General features: G+C 67.0%; 14 protein-coding genes. 10 read left to right on the top strand and 4 right to left on the bottom strand.

Annotation, left to right across the window (positions count from 1 at the left end):
* Positions 1-149 precede the first annotated feature (149 nt).
* From sdhA to sdhC, 3 genes are read right to left on the bottom strand one after another with little or no spacing between them, the layout of a single operon-like run.
* Positions 150-1958 carry a succinate dehydrogenase flavoprotein subunit gene (gene sdhA, locus SM191_RS14430; RefSeq protein ID WP_341506812.1) on the bottom strand — a complete coding sequence of 603 codons (1809 nt, stop codon included), beginning with the start codon at positions 1956-1958 and terminating at the stop codon, positions 150-152.
* Positions 1958-2341, bottom strand: coding sequence for a succinate dehydrogenase, hydrophobic membrane anchor protein (gene sdhD / locus SM191_RS14425; protein WP_341506811.1), 384 nt, complete (start codon positions 2339-2341; stop codon positions 1958-1960). Before sdhD ends, sdhA begins: the two co-directional genes overlap by 1 nt.
* Positions 2341-2685, bottom strand: a complete 345-nt coding sequence (sdhC, locus tag SM191_RS14420) for a succinate dehydrogenase, cytochrome b556 subunit (protein WP_341506810.1) — start codon at positions 2683-2685, stop codon at positions 2341-2343. The genes sdhD and sdhC overlap by 1 nt, the downstream gene beginning before the upstream one ends.
* Before the next feature lie 344 nt (positions 2686-3029).
* Here sdhC and SM191_RS14415 point away from each other — a divergent pair, with 344 nt between their 5' ends.
* From SM191_RS14415 to SM191_RS14370, 10 genes are all read left to right on the top strand, one after another.
* The gene (locus SM191_RS14415; protein WP_445949865.1) at positions 3030-4388 is read left to right on the top strand and encodes a methyl-accepting chemotaxis protein; all 1359 of its coding nucleotides are present in this window, start codon (positions 3030-3032) and stop codon (positions 4386-4388) included.
* A 281-nt stretch (positions 4389-4669) separates the two neighbouring features.
* The gene (locus SM191_RS14410) at positions 4670-5365 is read left to right on the top strand and encodes an SDR family NAD(P)-dependent oxidoreductase (RefSeq protein ID WP_341506808.1); all 696 of its coding nucleotides are present in this window, start codon (positions 4670-4672) and stop codon (positions 5363-5365) included.
* A complete protein-coding gene (locus SM191_RS14405) occupies positions 5355-6287 on the top strand; it encodes a 50S ribosomal protein L11 methyltransferase (protein ID WP_341506807.1) in 933 nt (310 codons plus the stop codon). Before SM191_RS14410 ends, SM191_RS14405 begins: the two co-directional genes overlap by 11 nt.
* 153 nt (positions 6288-6440) lie before the next feature.
* On the top strand, positions 6441-7967 hold the full coding sequence (locus SM191_RS14400) for an acyl-CoA carboxylase subunit beta (RefSeq protein WP_341506806.1): 1527 nt from the start codon (positions 6441-6443) through the stop codon (positions 7965-7967).
* A gap of 25 nt (positions 7968-7992) precedes the next feature.
* Positions 7993-8241 carry a TfoX/Sxy family DNA transformation protein gene (locus SM191_RS14395; protein WP_341506805.1) on the top strand — a complete coding sequence of 83 codons (249 nt, stop codon included), beginning with the start codon at positions 7993-7995 and terminating at the stop codon, positions 8239-8241.
* Complete coding sequence (gene mce / locus SM191_RS14390) at positions 8238-8657, top strand: methylmalonyl-CoA epimerase (protein WP_341506804.1); 420 nt, start codon at positions 8238-8240, stop codon at positions 8655-8657. Before SM191_RS14395 ends, mce begins: the two co-directional genes overlap by 4 nt.
* An 8-nt stretch (positions 8658-8665) precedes the next feature.
* Entirely contained in the window at positions 8666-9424 is a 759-nt protein-coding gene (locus SM191_RS14385; RefSeq protein ID WP_445949866.1) for an enoyl-CoA hydratase-related protein, read from the top strand.
* An 80-nt stretch (positions 9425-9504) separates the two neighbouring features.
* Entirely contained in the window at positions 9505-11766 is a 2262-nt protein-coding gene (gene scpA, locus SM191_RS14380) for a methylmalonyl-CoA mutase (RefSeq protein WP_341506802.1), read from the top strand.
* 14 nt (positions 11767-11780) lie between these two features.
* Positions 11781-12806 (top strand): biotin synthase BioB, encoded by a 1026-nt coding sequence (gene bioB / locus SM191_RS14375; RefSeq protein ID WP_306998449.1) that lies wholly within the window; start codon positions 11781-11783, stop codon positions 12804-12806.
* Between the two features lie 152 nt (positions 12807-12958).
* Positions 12959-14956 (top strand): acetyl/propionyl/methylcrotonyl-CoA carboxylase subunit alpha, encoded by a 1998-nt coding sequence (locus SM191_RS14370; RefSeq protein ID WP_341506801.1) that lies wholly within the window; start codon positions 12959-12961, stop codon positions 14954-14956.
* A gap of 103 nt (positions 14957-15059) precedes the next feature.
* Here SM191_RS14370 and SM191_RS14365 read toward each other — a convergent pair whose 3' ends face one another.
* Entirely contained in the window at positions 15060-15902 is an 843-nt protein-coding gene (locus SM191_RS14365) for an HpcH/HpaI aldolase/citrate lyase family protein (protein WP_341506800.1), read from the bottom strand.
* Positions 15903-15916 lie beyond the last annotated feature (14 nt).

Genomic DNA, 15916 nt, shown 5'->3' with positions numbered 1-15916 from the left:
GGGGCTGGCGAGCGATCGCCGGCCCTTTTTCCTGTCTGTTCACTTCTTCTCCCCTCCCGCTTGCGGGAGGGGAGAAGAAGTGAACAGACAGGAAAAAGGGCCGGCGATCGCTCGCCAGCCCCTCTTTTCCGAACCGTCAAACCGGGTCTTTAGTACACCCGCTTCTTCGGCTTGATATATTCGATATCGTCGGTCAGCGTATAGTCGTGCACCGGGCGATAGTCGATCGCGACCCCGCCGCCCTTGCCGCCCCAGCCGTCGAACGTCGCCACCGTGTGCTTCATCCAGTTGGCGTCGTCGCGATCGGGGAAGTCCTCGTTCACATGCGCGCCACGGCTTTCCTTGCGGTTCAGCGCCGATTCCATCGTCACGACCGCCTGGCTGATCAGGTTGTCCAGTTCCAGCGTCTCGACCAGATCGGTGTTCCAGATCAGCGAGCGATCCTTGATGCCGATGTCCTGCATCCGGTCATAGGTCGCGCGGATCATCCGGCGGCCTTCGGTCAGCAGTTCGTCCGTGCGGAACACGGCGCAGTGGCGCTGCATCGTCTTCTGCATCTCGCTGCGCACCGATGCGGTGGTCGAGCCACCGGCGGCGTTGCGGAAATGGTCCAGGCGACCCAGCGCCAGCTCTTCCGAACCCTTGGGCAGCGGCGCGTGCGGCGTGCCGGGCTTGAGCGTGTCCTTGATGCGCAGGCCGGTCGCGCGGCCGAACACGACAAGGTCGATCAGCGAGTTGGAGCCGAGGCGGTTCGCGCCGTGCACCGACACGCAGGCCGCTTCGCCGACCGCGAACAGGCCGGGGACGACCGAGTCCGGGTTGCCGTCCTTCAAGCGGACGACTTCGCCGTGATAGTTGGTCGGAATGCCGCCCATATTATAGTGGACGGTCGGCGTGACCGGCAGCGGCTGGCGGGTCAGGTCGACACCGGCGAAGATCTTGCCGGTTTCGGTGATGCCGGGCAGGCGCTCGGCCAGCACCTTGGGGTCGATATGGTCGAGGTGGAGGTAGATATGATCCCCCTCCTTGCCGACGCCGCGCCCTTCGCGAATTTCCATCGCCATCGAACGCGACACGACGTCGCGGCTGGCGAGGTCCTTGGCCGACGGCGCGTAACGCTCCATGAAGCGCTCGCCCTCGGAGTTGGTGAGGTAGCCGCCTTCACCGCGCGCACCCTCGGTGATGAGGACGCCCGCGCCGTAGATGCCGGTCGGGTGGAACTGCACGAACTCCATGTCCTGAAGCGGCAGGCCCGCACGCAGCACCATGCCGCCGCCGTCACCCGTGCAGGTGTGCGCCGAGGTGGCCGAGAAATAGCAGCGGCCATAGCCGCCGGTCGCCAGCACGACATTGTGCGCGCGGAAACGGTGGATCGATCCGTCTTCCATGCACAAGGCGATCACGCCACGGCAATTGCCCTGCTCGTCCATGATGAGGTCGAGCGCGAAATATTCGATAAAGAAGTCCGCGTCATACTTCAACGACTGCTGGTACAGCGCGTGCAGCATGGCGTGGCCGGTACGGTCGGCGGCGGCGCAGGTGCGCTGCGCGGGCGGGCCTTCGCCCATATTCTGCATCATGCCGCCGAACGGGCGCTGATAGATCTTGCCCTCTTCGGTGCGGCTGAACGGCACGCCCGCGTGCTCCAGTTCGTACACGGCGGCGGGCGCCTCGCGGCACAGATATTCGATCGCGTCCTGGTCGCCCAGCCAGTCCGACCCCTTGACGGTGTCGAACATATGCCAGGTCCAGTGGTCGGGCCCCATATTGCCGAGCGAGGCGGCGATGCCGCCTTGCGCCGCGACGGTGTGGCTGCGGGTCGGGAACACCTTGGTGATGCAGGCGGTCTTCAGACCGGCTTCCGCGATGCCCATGGTGGCACGCAGGCCCGAGCCGCCCGCACCCACGACGACGGCGTCATAGGTATGGTCGATGATCTTGTAGGCGGCAGCGGACATCAGGCGGCGGCTCCGAAGGCGATCTTGAGGATCGAGAAGATGGCGATGGCAGCGATCGTGAAGACGAACAGGTTCATGACGACGAGCATGGCGACCCGGTTCTGGTCCTGCTCATAATCCTCGATCACGACCTGAAGGCCGAGGCGCATGTGATAAAAGACCGAGGCGACCAGCATCGCCATCGGAATGGCCGCCCAGGGATTGGCCAGCCACAGCCGCATGGCGGCATAGTCATAGGACGGCTGGCGCAGGATCGAGATCAGCAGCCAGACGACCAGCAGGAAGTTCGACCCCGCCGTCAGGCGCTGGTTGAGCCAGTGATGGGTGCCCGACTTGGCCGAGCCCAGGCCGCGCACGCGGCCGATCGCGGTTCCGGAACGCATCACTTGATCCCCAGATAGAGCCAGAAGGCCACCGTCATCACGACGGCGAAGACGATGGTCAGCTTGGCGTGCAGCTTGTTCGCCTTCAACTCGAAGGCGGCGCCGACATCCATGAACAGGTGGCGGATGCCATTGGCCATATGCTGGAACAGGCTGGCGGTCAGGCCGATGCCGACGACATAGCCGATGATGTTCAACCGGCCGGAATCGACGGTGAAGACGTTGCGGAACGTCGCATAGCTTTCGGGGCCGGCGGCCACCGCCGCGAGGAACCAGACGAGAAGCGCCGCCCCCACGGTCGCCATGCCCGTGCCGGTGGCGCGGTGCAGGATCGAGACCAGCATGTTGGGACCCCATTTCCAGATCTGGAGATGGGGCGAAAGCGGGCGTGCGGTGTTGCGGGCGGCCAAGGGCAGATCCTCGAACAATCTTAAGGTCGGGCTGGTTTGCGGATATGCCTATGGTGAAGACGCCGACAGGATGCAAGTCGCGAGAGTCCGTTTGGAGATGCGCGGCGGGCGGGTTCCGCGCGGCATTCCCCCGCTTTCCATGGAGGATGCTTCGTGAGAGGCCGAACTGGGGAGCGCACCGCCCGCACCGGAAAAACGCTCCTATAATACCCCCTTAACCCTTTTCGCCCACCATGGTCGTGAAAGATTCGAAGCATTTCGAATGGGGGAACCACGTCTTGGACTTCGACCTGCCATCGCCCACGGTCATCACGGCGAATATCGACCTCGACGCACGGGTCCGTGCCTTTGATGGCGGGGATCGCTCGCTCGTCCGCCTCGCCGCCGAACTCTGGCCGGTGATCGAGCCTCGGGCCGACGAGGTGACCGATGCTTATTGGAACCACTGGCGCCTCGCCAATCCGGGGCGTCTGGAATGGTCGCCGCTGGATCGCGAACGGCAGAAGACGGCGGGGCGCGCCTATCTGCGCAACCGCTTCTGCGATCTCGCCGGTCGGGAATGGGTCGAGTCGCTGGGCCGTGCGGTCGCCTCCGCCTATGCCGCCGAGGTGCCGCCGATGGAGGTGCTCGCCATGTCCTGCTCGAGCGACCGGGCGGTGTTGAAGATCGTGATGGAGGAAATGCCCGCCGACGATCCCCGCCGCACCGTGGCGATCGATACGCTGCTGCGCCTCTATGGCATGGAGACCGAACTGACCGTCGAACTGTTCGCGGGCTTTGCGGGCTGGTGCGCCGAGCGTCAGCGCGAGCGGCTGGCGGGCGATTTCCGCAACGGTATCGCGGCGGTGGTGGAAACCGCCTCGGTCGGGGGACAGGATTTGCGGCGGCAGGCGCAGGACGCCTCGCTGTCGACGCGCGGGATGCTGGGCAAGTCGAGCGAGGTCGCCGCCGCCGCCGAACAATCCGCCGTCGCGATGCGCGAGGCGGCACAGACCGCCGCCGGCCTGATTCGCGCGATCGAGGATGCGCGGACCGAGGTCGATCAGGCCGCCGATGTCGCCAACCGCGCCGCCGACCAGGCGGGGCAGGCGGTCGGCATGTCCGAAATGCTGTCCGATCACGCCAAGTCGATCGAATCGATCCTGGGCCTGATCCGCGACATCGCCGGGCAGACCAACCTCCTCGCGCTCAACGCCACCATCGAGGCGGCGCGCGCCGGGGATGCGGGACGCGGCTTCGCGGTCGTCGCGCAGGAGGTGAAGAGCCTCGCCAGCCAGACCGCGCGCGCCACCGACGACATCGCCACCAAGATCGCCGCCATCCAGGCTGCGACCCGCTCGACGGTCGAGACCAACGCCTCGATCAAGGCGACGGTCAACGAGGTCCAGGCCTCCGCCGAGCGCATTCGCCATGCGATGGAGGCCCAGGCGCAGACCGTCACGGCGATCACCGCCGCGGTGGACGAAACCGCGCTGGCCGCCGATTCGATGTCGCACACCATCGCCGCGATCCGCCAGGACACCGAACATGTCGCGCAGGAGATCGACCGGGTCGGGCGCGGTTTCGACGATCTCGACACGCAACTGGGCGAGTTGAAGACCAGCGCCACCCAGTTCGTCGCCCGCGTCGCCGCCTGAACCGGGATTTATTGCTGCCGTGTAAGGTGGCGTCACCGGTGATTGGTGTACGCCTATGTTCCCCCGCGCAGGCGGGGGCCCAGTATTCTATTGGCAAGCGGTGGTCCTGCTCCACACTGGCCCCCCGCCTGCGCGGGGGAACAGCCCTTCGCCGAGCAATCTGGAAGGGGCGTTGCTAGGGCGTCAGCTCTGACGGAGGGGTGTCCCCGCTATCGAGAGGGCGATCCCGGAGAACATGCAAGCCCGTTGACGCGCTCGCCTGCGCCCGGCACGGGCGGGGGATGACGACGATATTGGTAACGGGAAGCAGCCGCGGCATCGGTGCGGCGACCGCCACGGCGCTGGGCGAACTGCCGAATGTCCGCCTGCTGGGCCATGGCACCAGAAGCGGCATCGCCGCCGACCTGTCGCAGCCGCAAGAACCCGCGCGCCTCTGGGCGGCGGCGTTGGCCGAGGCGGGCGGTGCGATCGACATGCTGGTCAACAATGCCGGCATCTTCGAGGCGAGCCCGCTCGACGCCGAAGACTGGTCGCAAAGCTGGGCGCGGACCATGCAGGTCAACCTGACCGCGTCCGCCGAACTTTGCCGTCTGGCCGTCTTGCATTGGCAGGAGCGGGGCGTGGGCGGCCGGATCGTCAACATCGCCAGCCGCGCCGCCTATCGCGGCGACTCGCCCGCGCACTGGCATTATGCCGCGTCCAAGGGCGGCATGGTCGCGATGACCAAGACGATCGCGCGGGGCTATGCCGCGCAAGGGATTCTCGCCTTCGCGGTCTGCCCCGGTTTCACCATGACCGGCATGGCCGACGATTATCTGGCCAGCCGGGGCGGTGACAAGCTGCTCGCCGATATTCCGCTCGGCCGCGTCGCCTCTCCGGAGGAGGTCGCTGCGACCGTCCGTTTCCTGTGCACCGACGCGCCGCCCTCGATGACGGGCGCGGTCCTCGACGTGAATGGAGCCAGCTATGTCCGCTGATAGCTGGAAGCTGACGCTGCCCTGCACCCGCGACGAGGCGGAGGCGATCGATGCCGCCGACGATCTGGCGATCGACGCGGTCATCATGACCACCGAGGAAGTGGAGGACGACCGCGAACATTGGCGGCTCGACGCCTATTTCGAGGCGGAGCCCGATGCGGCGACCATCGACGCGATCCGCGCTTTGGTGCCGAGTGCGGGCGACCATCCCGCGACGGTCGAGCATGTGCCCGCGCAGGACTGGGTGACGATGAGCCAAGCCGGGCTGGAGCCTTTGTCGGTCGGGCGGTTCTTCGTCCACACCGGCGACGAGGCGGTGCCCGAGGGTAAGCGCGGCTTCCATATCCCGGCGGGACGCGCCTTCGGCACCGGGCATCATGAGACGACCAGCGGCTGCCTCGCCATGCTCGACGCGATGGCGGGAGGGGCGGTCGCGAATGCGATCGACGTGGGCACCGGCACCGGGCTGCTCGCCTTTGCGGTGCGTCATCTATGGCCGAGCGCGAAGGTGGTGGCGACCGATATCGACCCCGTCGCGATCGACGTGACCGCCGACAATGCCGCGATCAACGGCGTCGATGGCGTGGAACTGATCGTCGCGGATGGGGCGCTCGCCGATCCGATCATGGCGGGCGCGCCTTACGACCTGGTCATCGCCAATATCCTGGCCGGACCGCTGATCTCGATGGCGCCCGAACTGGCGGCGATTGCCGGGCCGGAGGCGACGTTGGTGCTGGCGGGCCTGTTGGAGACGCAGCGCGCCGATGTCGTCGCGGCTTATGAAGCGTGCGGCTGTACGCTGGAAACGGTGGACCGGCGCGGCGACTGGAGCGTGCTCCGCCTGCGCGCAGGGGCGGAGCGATTCGTACCGAACGGGCCGTTCGATCCCAAAGGACGGGACGGCTGGGCATTAGATATCTGATTTTTTCAATGCCTTCCTTCCTTCCGCCTTCTCCCGCTCGCGGGAGGGGGAACGCGCTTGGCTGCCTTCCCCTTACGGAAACGTAAGTCTGCCGATTGCCATGCCCCCCGCGTCTCAGGCATAGACCCCTGAAAGACAAAAGAGGATGAGGTCATGGCATCGACGATGGTCGAACTGGAACGCCGCCGCGCCGCCGCGCGTGCCGGTGGCGGCGAGAAGCGCATCGCCGCCCAGCACGCCAAGGGCAAGCTGACCGCGCGCGAGCGGCTCGACGTGCTGCTCGACGAGGGCAGCTTCGAGGAACTCGACATGTTCGTCGAACATAATTGCGTGGACTTCGGCATGACCGAGCAGGTGGTGCCCGGCGACGGCGTGGTGACGGGTTCGGGCACGATCAACGGGCGGCTGGTGTTCGTCTTCAGCCAGGACTTCACCGTCTTCGGCGGCTCGCTGTCCGAGCGCCATGCGCAGAAGATCTGCAAGATCATGGACATGGCGATGAAGGTCGGCGCGCCAGTCATCGGCCTGAACGACTCGGGCGGCGCGCGCATCCAGGAGGGTGTCGCCTCGCTCGGCGGCTATGCCGAGGTGTTCCAGCGCAATGTGCTGGCATCGGGCGTGGTGCCGCAGCTTTCGCTCATCATGGGCCCGTGCGCGGGCGGCGCGGTGTACTCGCCCGCCATGACCGACTTCATCTTCATGGTGAAGGATAGCAGCTACATGTTCGTCACCGGACCCGATGTGGTGAAGACGGTGACCAACGAGGTCGTCACGCAGGAAGCCCTGGGCGGCGCGGTTACCCACACCACCAAGACCGGCGTGGCGGACGTGGCGTTCGAGGACGACATCGAGGCGCTCTTAGCGGCGCGCGACTTCATCGACTTCCTGCCCGCCAACAATCGGGACGGCGTGCCCGAGCGGCCGACCGCCGACGCTTGGGACAGACAAGAGGAAAGCCTCGACACGTTGATCCCGGCCAGCGCCAACCAGCCCTATGACATGCACGAGCTGATCGCCAAGGTGGTGGACGAGGGCGATTTCTTCGAGGTGCAGCCCGCCCACGGGGCCAACATCATCACCGGCTTCGGCCGGATCGAGGGGCGCACGGTCGGCTTCGTCGCCAACCAGCCGATGGTGCTGGCGGGGGTTCTCGACATCAACGCATCCCGCAAGGCGGCGCGGTTCGTGCGCTTCTGCGATGCGTTCGAAATCCCGATCATCACCTTTGTCGACGTCCCCGGCTTCCTGCCCGGCACCGCGCAAGAGCATAACGGCATCATCAAGCATGGCGCGAAACTGCTCTTCGCCTATGCCGAGGCGACGGTGCCCAAGATCACCGTCATCACCCGCAAGGCTTATGGCGGGGCATACGACGTGATGGCGTCCAAGCACCTGCGCGGTGACCTCAACTATGCCTGGCCCACCGCCGAGATCGCGGTGATGGGGGCCAAGGGCGCGGTCGAGATCATCTTCCGGGGCCGCACGCCCGAGGAGATCGCCGAGCGCACCGCCGAATATGAGGCGCGCTTCGCCAATCCGTTCGTCGCGGCTTCCAAGGGGTTCGTGGACGAGGTGATCCAGCCGCATTCCACCCGCAGGCGGATCGCGCTGGGCCTGCGGAAGCTGCGCAACAAGGACCTGGCGAACCCGTGGAAGAAGCATGACAACTTGCCGCTCTGAGCGCGAAGCCGAAGCGATGGCGCGATTGGCCGAATTGAAGAATGTCGGTGCCAAAAGCGCCGCCTGGATGATCGAGATAGGCGCGGATACGCCCGAGCGGCTCGCCGAACTGGGTGCGGTCGAGACCTATCGACGCATGAAGGCCGCGCATCCGCGTGAAGTGAGTCTCTGTGCGGTGTGGGCGTTGCAGGGCGCCATTGACGGGATCGCGTCGCATCACCTGCATCCCGACATCAAGCAGGCATTGAAGGATGCCGTGAAGGAGCGCGCATGACCCTGGGCCGCCTCAACCATATCGGCATCGCCACGCCTTCCATCGAGAAGACGGTGGAAACCTACCGCCACATCCTCGGTGCGGAGGCGATCGGCGAGCCGTTCGACCTGCCCCCGCAGGGCGTGCGGGTGTGCTTCATCGACGCGCCCAACAGCCAGATCGAACTGATCCAGCCGCTCGACGAAACCTCCCCCATCGCCAACTTCCTGAAGAAGAACCCGGCGGGCGGGCAGCATCATCTCTGTTTCGAGGTCGCCGACATGGCCGCCGCGGTGGCGGATATGCAGGACAAGGGCGCGACGCTGCTGGGCCAGCCGCGCATCGGCGCGCATGGCACGCCGGTCGTCTTCCTTCATCCGCGTGACATGGGCGGGGTGCTGGTCGAACTGATGGAAACGCCGGGGGAAGCGCATTGAGCGAGCCGATGCTGCTGGCCGAGCGCCGGGGCGATGTGTCGGTGCTGACGCTCAACCGCCCCGACCGCCTCAATGCCGCGCCGCCCGAACTGTTCGACAGGATCGGGCAGGCGCTCGCGGATCGAGGGGATGCACGAGCGGTTCTGCTGATCGGCGCGGGGAAGGCCTTTTGCTCGGGCGCGGATATTTCCGGGGGCGATATCGGCCCGGACACCGTTCACCGTGCGCTGGTCGATCACTTCAATCCCCTGTTCCTGGCGCTGGCCGACCTGCCCATTCCCGTGGTCAGTGCCGTCCGGGGCGCAGCGGCGGGGATCGGGTGCAGCCTGGCGCTGGCCGCCGATTTCTGCGTGGCGAGCGAGAAGGCCTATTTCCTCCACGCCTTCGTCAATATCGGCATGGTCCCCGATGGCGGAGCGAGTTGGATGCTGCCCCGCCTGATCGGCCGTGCCCGCGCCGCCGAGATGATGATGCTGGGCGAGCGGGTAGGGGCGACACGTGCGCTCGACTGGGGCATGATCCACAAGGTCGTCGCCGACGAGGCGCTGGAAGCCGAAGCCTTTGCGCTGGCCGAGCGGCTGGCGGCGGGGCCGAGCGTCGCGTTGGGGCTGATGCGCCGCGCGCTTCATGCCGGGTTCGACAGCGACTACGCCACCGCGCTGGCCCGCGAGGCCGGGGACCAGCGCATGGCGTGCGCCACCCAGGATGGCGAGGAAGGCGGCCGCGCCTTTTTCGAAAAGCGTCCGCCGCGTTTCCTGGGGTGTTAGGATGCTTGCGCGAGCATGATGATTTCGCTTCAATGAAACAAAATAAGTAAACCGCGTAACGATTGGATGAGGAGTGGCCGATGGCCGAACGCCCTGACATGTCCGACTGGGAAGCCCTTGCCGCCCGCGAGGTGAAGGGGCGTGACCTGTCATGGGCGACGCCGGAGGGGATCGTGGTGAAGCCGCTCTATACGGCGGCGGATGTGGCGGTGGACCCGGGGTTGCCGGGCTTCGCGCCGTTCACGCGCGGCGTGCGGGCGAGCATGTATGCGGGGCGGCCCTGGACGATCCGGCAATATGCGGGTTTTTCCACCGCCGAGGAATCGAACGCCTTCTACCGCCGCAATCTGGCGGCGGGGCAGAAGGGGCTGTCGGTCGCCTTCGATCTGGCGACGCACCGGGGCTATGACAGCGACCATCCGCGCGTGACGGGTGACGTGGGCAAGGCGGGTGTCGCGATCGACACGGTCGAGGATATGAAGATCCTGTTCGACGGCATCCCCCTGGATGCCATGTCGGTCAGCATGACGATGAACGGCGCGGTGATCCCGGTGCTGGCCTTCTTCATCGTCGCGGCCGAGGAACAGGGCGTTCATCGGTCGAAGCTGGAAGGGACCATCCAGAACGACATCCTCAAGGAGTTCATGGTCCGCAACACGTACATCTACCCGCCCGAGCCGAGCATGCGGATCATCTCGGACATTTTCGCCTATACCAGCGCCGAGATGCCCAAGTTCAACAGCATCTCGATCAGCGGCTATCACATGCAGGAGGCGGGGGCGACGCAACTCCAGGAGCTGGCCTTCACCATCGCCGACGGCATGGAATATGTGAAATATGGCGTCGCGTCGGGCCTCGACATCGACAGGTTCGCCGGGCGCCTGTCCTTCTTCTTCGCGATCGGCATGAACTTCTTCATGGAGGTCGCCAAGCTGCGCGCCGCGCGCGTGCTCTGGCACCGGGCGATGACGCAACTGGGCGCGAAGGACGAACGCTCCAAGATGCTGCGCACCCATTGCCAGACGTCGGGCGTGTCGCTGACCGAGCAGGACCCGTATAACAACGTCATCCGCACTACCATCGAGGCGATGGCCGCGATGCTGGGCGGCACCCAGTCGCTCCACACCAATGCGCTGGACGAAGCCATCGCGCTGCCCACCGACTTCTCCGCCCGGATCGCGCGCAACACCCAGATCGTGTTGCAGGAGGAAACGGGGATGACCAAGGTCGTCGATCCCTTGGGCGGCAGCTATTATGTCGAGAGCCTGACCCAGTCGCTGGTCGACGGGGCATGGGAGTTGATCGAGCGGATCGAGGCCGAAGGCGGCATGGCCAAGGCGGTCGCGGCGGGCTGGCCCAAGGCGATGATCGAAGAGGCGTCGGCGGCACGCGCGGCCAAGGTCGATCGGGGCGAGGATGTCATCGTCGGCGTCAACACATACCGGCTGGCCGACGAAGCGCCGGTCGAGATCCTCGACATCGACAATCATGCGGTGCGGGCGGGGCAGGTGGCCCGGATCGGCCGTGTAAAGGCCGAGCGCGACGAAGCGGCGTGCCAGGCGGCGTTGGATGCGTTGCGCGAAGCTGCCAGAATTCCTCCCCAAGCTTTGCTTGGGGAGGGGGACCAGCCGCAGGCTGGTGGAGGGGCCGGGGCTGACGGTGCCGCCCCTCCACCACGCCCTGCGGGCGCGGTCCCCCTCCCCGAGCAAGCTCAGGGAGGATTGGGGAATAACCTGCTCGCGCTCGCCGTGGAGGCGGCGCGGGCGCGGGCGACCCTGGGCGAGATTTCCGCCGCACTGGAGGATGTGTTCGGCCGCTACGGCACCCAGCCGACCCCGGTGTCGGGCGTCTATGGCGGCGCTTATGCCGAGGACGAACGCTGGGCCCGCCTGATCCGGGGCGTCGAGGCGGTCGAACGCCGTCTGGGCCGCAAGCCCCGGCTGTTCGTCGCCAAGATGGGACAGGACGGGCATGACCGGGGCGCGAACCTCGTCTCCTCGATGTTCGGCGATCTGGGGTTCGAGGTGGTGGCGGGCGCACTGTTCCAGACGCCCGAGGAGGCCGCCCAACTCGCACTGACTCGCGATGTCGACGTGGTCGGCGCCTCCAGCCTGGCCGCCGGGCACAAGACGCTGATCCCCGAGCTGATCGGGCATCTGCGCGACGCGGGCCGCGCCGATATCAAGGTCATCGCGGGTGGCGTTATTCCGGCGCAGGACTATCAGGCGCTCTACGATGCCGGGGTTCAGGCGATTTTCGGCCCCGGCACCAACCTTGTGAAGGCGGCCGAGGATGTGCTGAGGTTGCTGGGCCATAATATGCCGCCCGAGACGGGCGAATGACAGGACAAGACGTGATGACGACGACCACCGCGCTCCGCCCCGAGGCGACAAGCTTGCGCACCGACTGGACCCGCGCCGAGATCGCCGCGCTGTTCGACCTGCCCTTCACCGAGCTGCTGTTCCGCGCGGCCGAGGTCCACCGCGCGCATCATGCGGCGGACGAGGTGCAGTTGTGCACGCTGTGCTCGATCAAGACCGGCGGCTGCCCCGAGGATTGCGGGTACTGCTCGCAAAGCGCTTCGGCGGAAAGCGACGTGAAGGCCGAGAAGCTGATGGACGTGCAGGCGGTGCTGGCCGCCGCCGCCGAGGCGAAGGCGGCGGGCTCGCAGCGCTTCTGCATGGGCGCGGCGTGGCGGTCGCCGAAGGAGCGCGACATGGACAAGGTCGTCGCCATGGTCGAGGGCGTGAAGGCCATGGGGCTGGAGACCTGCATGACGCTGGGCATGCTCGACGCGCCCCAGGCGCAGCGGCTGGCCGAGGCGGGCCTCGACTATTACAACCACAACATCGACACGTCGCCGGAAAACTACGCGAACGTCATCACGACGCGCTGTTTCGAGGATCGGCTGGAGACGCTGTCCAACGTGCGTGACGCAGGCATCTCGGTGTGCTGCGGCGGCATCGTCGGCATGGGCGAGACGCGGGGAGACCGGGTCGGCTTCGTCCATGCGCTCGCCACTTTGCCGCGCCATCCCGAAAGCGTACCGGTCAACGCGCTGGTGCCGGTCAAGGGCACGGTGTTGGGCGACATGCTCGCCGACACGCCGCTGGCGCGGATCGACGATATCGAGTTCGTCCGCACCGTCGCGGTCGCGCGCATCACCATGCCGATGAGCATGGTCCGCCTGTCCGCCGGCCGCGAGAGCATGTCGGCGGCGACGCAGGCCTTGTGCTTCCTGGCGGGCGCGAACTCGATCTTCACCGGCGACAAGCTGCTGACCGCAGGCAATGCGGGCGACGATGCCGACGCCGCGCTGTTCGCGAAGCTGGGCCTGAAGCCGATGGAAGGCGCCGAGCCGATGCGGGTGGCAGCGGAGTGATTCCAAGCCACCTTATCCTGACCACCCCGGCGAAGGCCGGGGTCCAGTTGCGGTGAGCTACGGGGCGGCTCCTGGACCCCGGCCTTCGCCGGGGTGGGGCTTCCCCGATAGCATTTGACACGGACCAACGACATAAAAGGAGAGGTATCCCCGTGTTCCAGAAAATCCTGATCGCCAATCGCGGGGAAATCGCGTGCCGGGTGATCCGCACCGCCCGCGCGATGGGCATCGCCACGGTTGCGGTCTATTCGGACGCCGATGCCAGCGCACCGCATGTCCAGCTGGCCGACGAAGCGGTCCGCCTCGGTCCCGCTCCCGCCGCCGAGAGCTATCTCAAGGCCGAACTGATCCTCGCCGCCGCGCACGCGACCGGCGCGGATGCGATCCATCCCGGCTACGGCTTCCTGTCCGAGCGCGAGAGCTTTGCCCGCGCCTGTGCAGACGCAGGCGTCGCCTTCATCGGCCCACCGCCGAACGCCATCGCCGCGATGGGCGACAAGATCGAGTCGAAGAAGCTGGCCAAGGCCGCCGGGGTCAATGTCGTTCCCGGCTATCTGGGCGAGATCGCCGATACCGAGGAAGCGGTGCGCATTGCGTCGGATATCGGCTTCCCCGTCATGATGAAGGCCAGCGCCGGTGGCGGCGGCAAGGGGATGCGGCTCGCCTGGTCCGAGGCGGACGTGCGCGAGGGCTTCGAGGCGACCAAGCGCGAAGGCCTGGCCAGCTTCGGCGACGACCGCGTCTTCATCGAGAAGTTCATCGAAAGTCCCCGCCATATCGAGATTCAGGTGCTGGGCGACCAGCATGGCAACATCGTCTATCTCGGCGAGCGCGAATGCTCGGTCCAGCGCCGCCACCAGAAGGTGGTCGAAGAGGCGCCGTCGCCCTTCGTCACCCCCGAGATGCGCCGCGCCATGGGCGAGCAGGCGGTCGCGCTGGCCCGCGCGGTCGGATATTATTCCGCAGGCACCGTCGAACTGATCGTGTCGGGCGCGGATACGACCGGCAAGAGCTTCTACTTTCTCGAGATGAACACGCGGCTCCAGGTCGAGCATCCCGTGACCGAGGAGATCACCGGTCTCGATCTGGTCGAGCAGATGATTCGCGTCGCCGCCGGTGAGCCGCTCTCCTTCCGCCAAGAGGATGTGACCCTGACCGGCTGGGCGATCGAGAACCGCGTCTATGCCGAAGATCCGTATCGCGGCTTCCTGCCCTCGACCGGGCGGCTGATCCGTTACAACCCGCCTGCCGAGGAGCATGACGACGCCATCCGCGTCCGCGTCGATGACGGCGTCGCGGAAGGCGGCGAGGTGAGCATGTTCTACGACCCGATGATCGCCAAGCTGGTCACCTGGGCACCCACCCGCGAAGCCGCGATTGATGCCCAGATCGCCGCGCTCGACGCGTTCGAGATCGTCGGGCCGGGGACCAATATCGACTTCGTCTCCGCGCTGATGCAGCACCCGCGCTTCCGGTCGGGGGCGCTGTCGACCGGCTTCATCGCCGAGGAATATCCCGACGGCTTCCAGGGTGCGCCCTCCAGCGACGAACTGACCCGCACGCTCGCCGCCGTCGCCGCCTTCGCCGCTACCGCCGAGGCCGACCGGGCACGCCGTATCGACGGCCAACTCGGCCACCGGCTCCAGCCGCCCGCCGACTGGACGGTGCGGATCGACGGGGCGGACCATCAGGTCAACGTTTCGACGGACGGCATCGGCGTCGACGGCGCGGCTCTGGACCTGGCCATCGCCTATACGCCGGGCGACCGGATGATCGCGGTCGAGGACGAAGAGGGCGAAACGCTCCATGTCCGCATCGCCAGGACCCGCACCGGCTTCCGCCTGACCACGCGCGGCGCCAGCCACGCCGTCCGCGTCCTGCCCGCACGCGCGGCGGCCTATGCCCAGCACCTGATCGAGAAGGTCCCGCCCGACCTGTCGAAATTCCTGATCGCGCCGATGCCGGGCCTGCTCGTCCGCCTCGACGTCGCCGAGGGCGACAAGGTAGAGGCAGGCCAGCCGCTGGCCGTCGTCGAGGCCATGAAAATGGAAAACATCCTCCGCGCCGCCAAGACCGGCACCGTCAAGACCATCACTGCCAAAACCGGCGACAGCCTGGCGGTCGATGCGGTGATCCTCGAACTGGAGTAACCGCCGACACCCTCACCCTTCCGGCGCTACGTGCCTCCCTCCCTATCCCGACGGGAGAGGGAAGGGGCCCGCCCGCGACAGCGGATGGGAAGGGTGAGGGTGGTTATTGGAGCGACATCCGAGCGAGCGCCAATATCCGCTCCGCCTCCGCCAGATGGAGACGCTCCACCATCTGACCGTCCAAGCGGATCGCGCCCAGCGCCGCCTGGGCCGGATCGGCGAAGGCCGCGACGACTAGCTGCGCCCAGGCGATCTCTCCCTCGGTCGGTCCGAAAGCCGCATTGGTCGCCGCGATCTGGTTCGGGTGGATCAGCGTCTTGCCGTCGAAGCCCAGCCTGCGCCCTTCGGCGCATTCCGCCGCCAGTCTGTCGGGCGCGTCGAGGGCGTTGCAGACTCCGTCCAGCGCGATCAGCCCCGCTGCCCGTGCGGCGACGACGATCTGAACCCGGAGCGGCAGCAACGCCTCGGGCGCGGGCGGGGAAGGCAGGCGCATCTCCTTGGCAAGGTCGTTGGTGCCCGCGACCAGCGCGGTCAGTCCCAACTCTCCGGCGGCTCCGGCAATCGCGCCAAGCGACAGGATCGCGCGGCACGTCTCGATCATCGCCCAGAGCGGAATGGCCGGACCCACGGCCGTTCGTGCGGTGGCGAGCGTCGCGACGTCGTCCACCTTGGGGATCAGTACCGCCGCCGGTCGTGCGGTCGCGAGGGCGGCCAGATCGTTCGCCGCCCAATCCGTATCGAGTCCGTTGGTCCGCACCACCAGCATCCGCTCGCCGAACCCGCCCTCGCGCACCGCCGCCACCGCCGCGTCCCGCGCGGCGTCTTTGGCGTCGGGGGCGACCGCATCCTCCAGGTCGAGGATCACCGTATCGCTGTCCAGCGTCCGCGCCTTGGCGATGGCACGAGGGTTGGAGGCGGGGAGGAACAGGGCGCTGCGCACGGTCATGGGGCGAACCATAG

It is taken from the genome of Sphingomonas sp. 2378 (assembly GCF_038084995.1).
In the GTDB taxonomy this organism is placed as follows: domain Bacteria; phylum Pseudomonadota; class Alphaproteobacteria; order Sphingomonadales; family Sphingomonadaceae; genus Sphingomonas.
The sequence above is the reverse complement of the archived record's forward strand: the minus strand, read 5'-3'. Positions and strand labels throughout refer to the sequence as shown.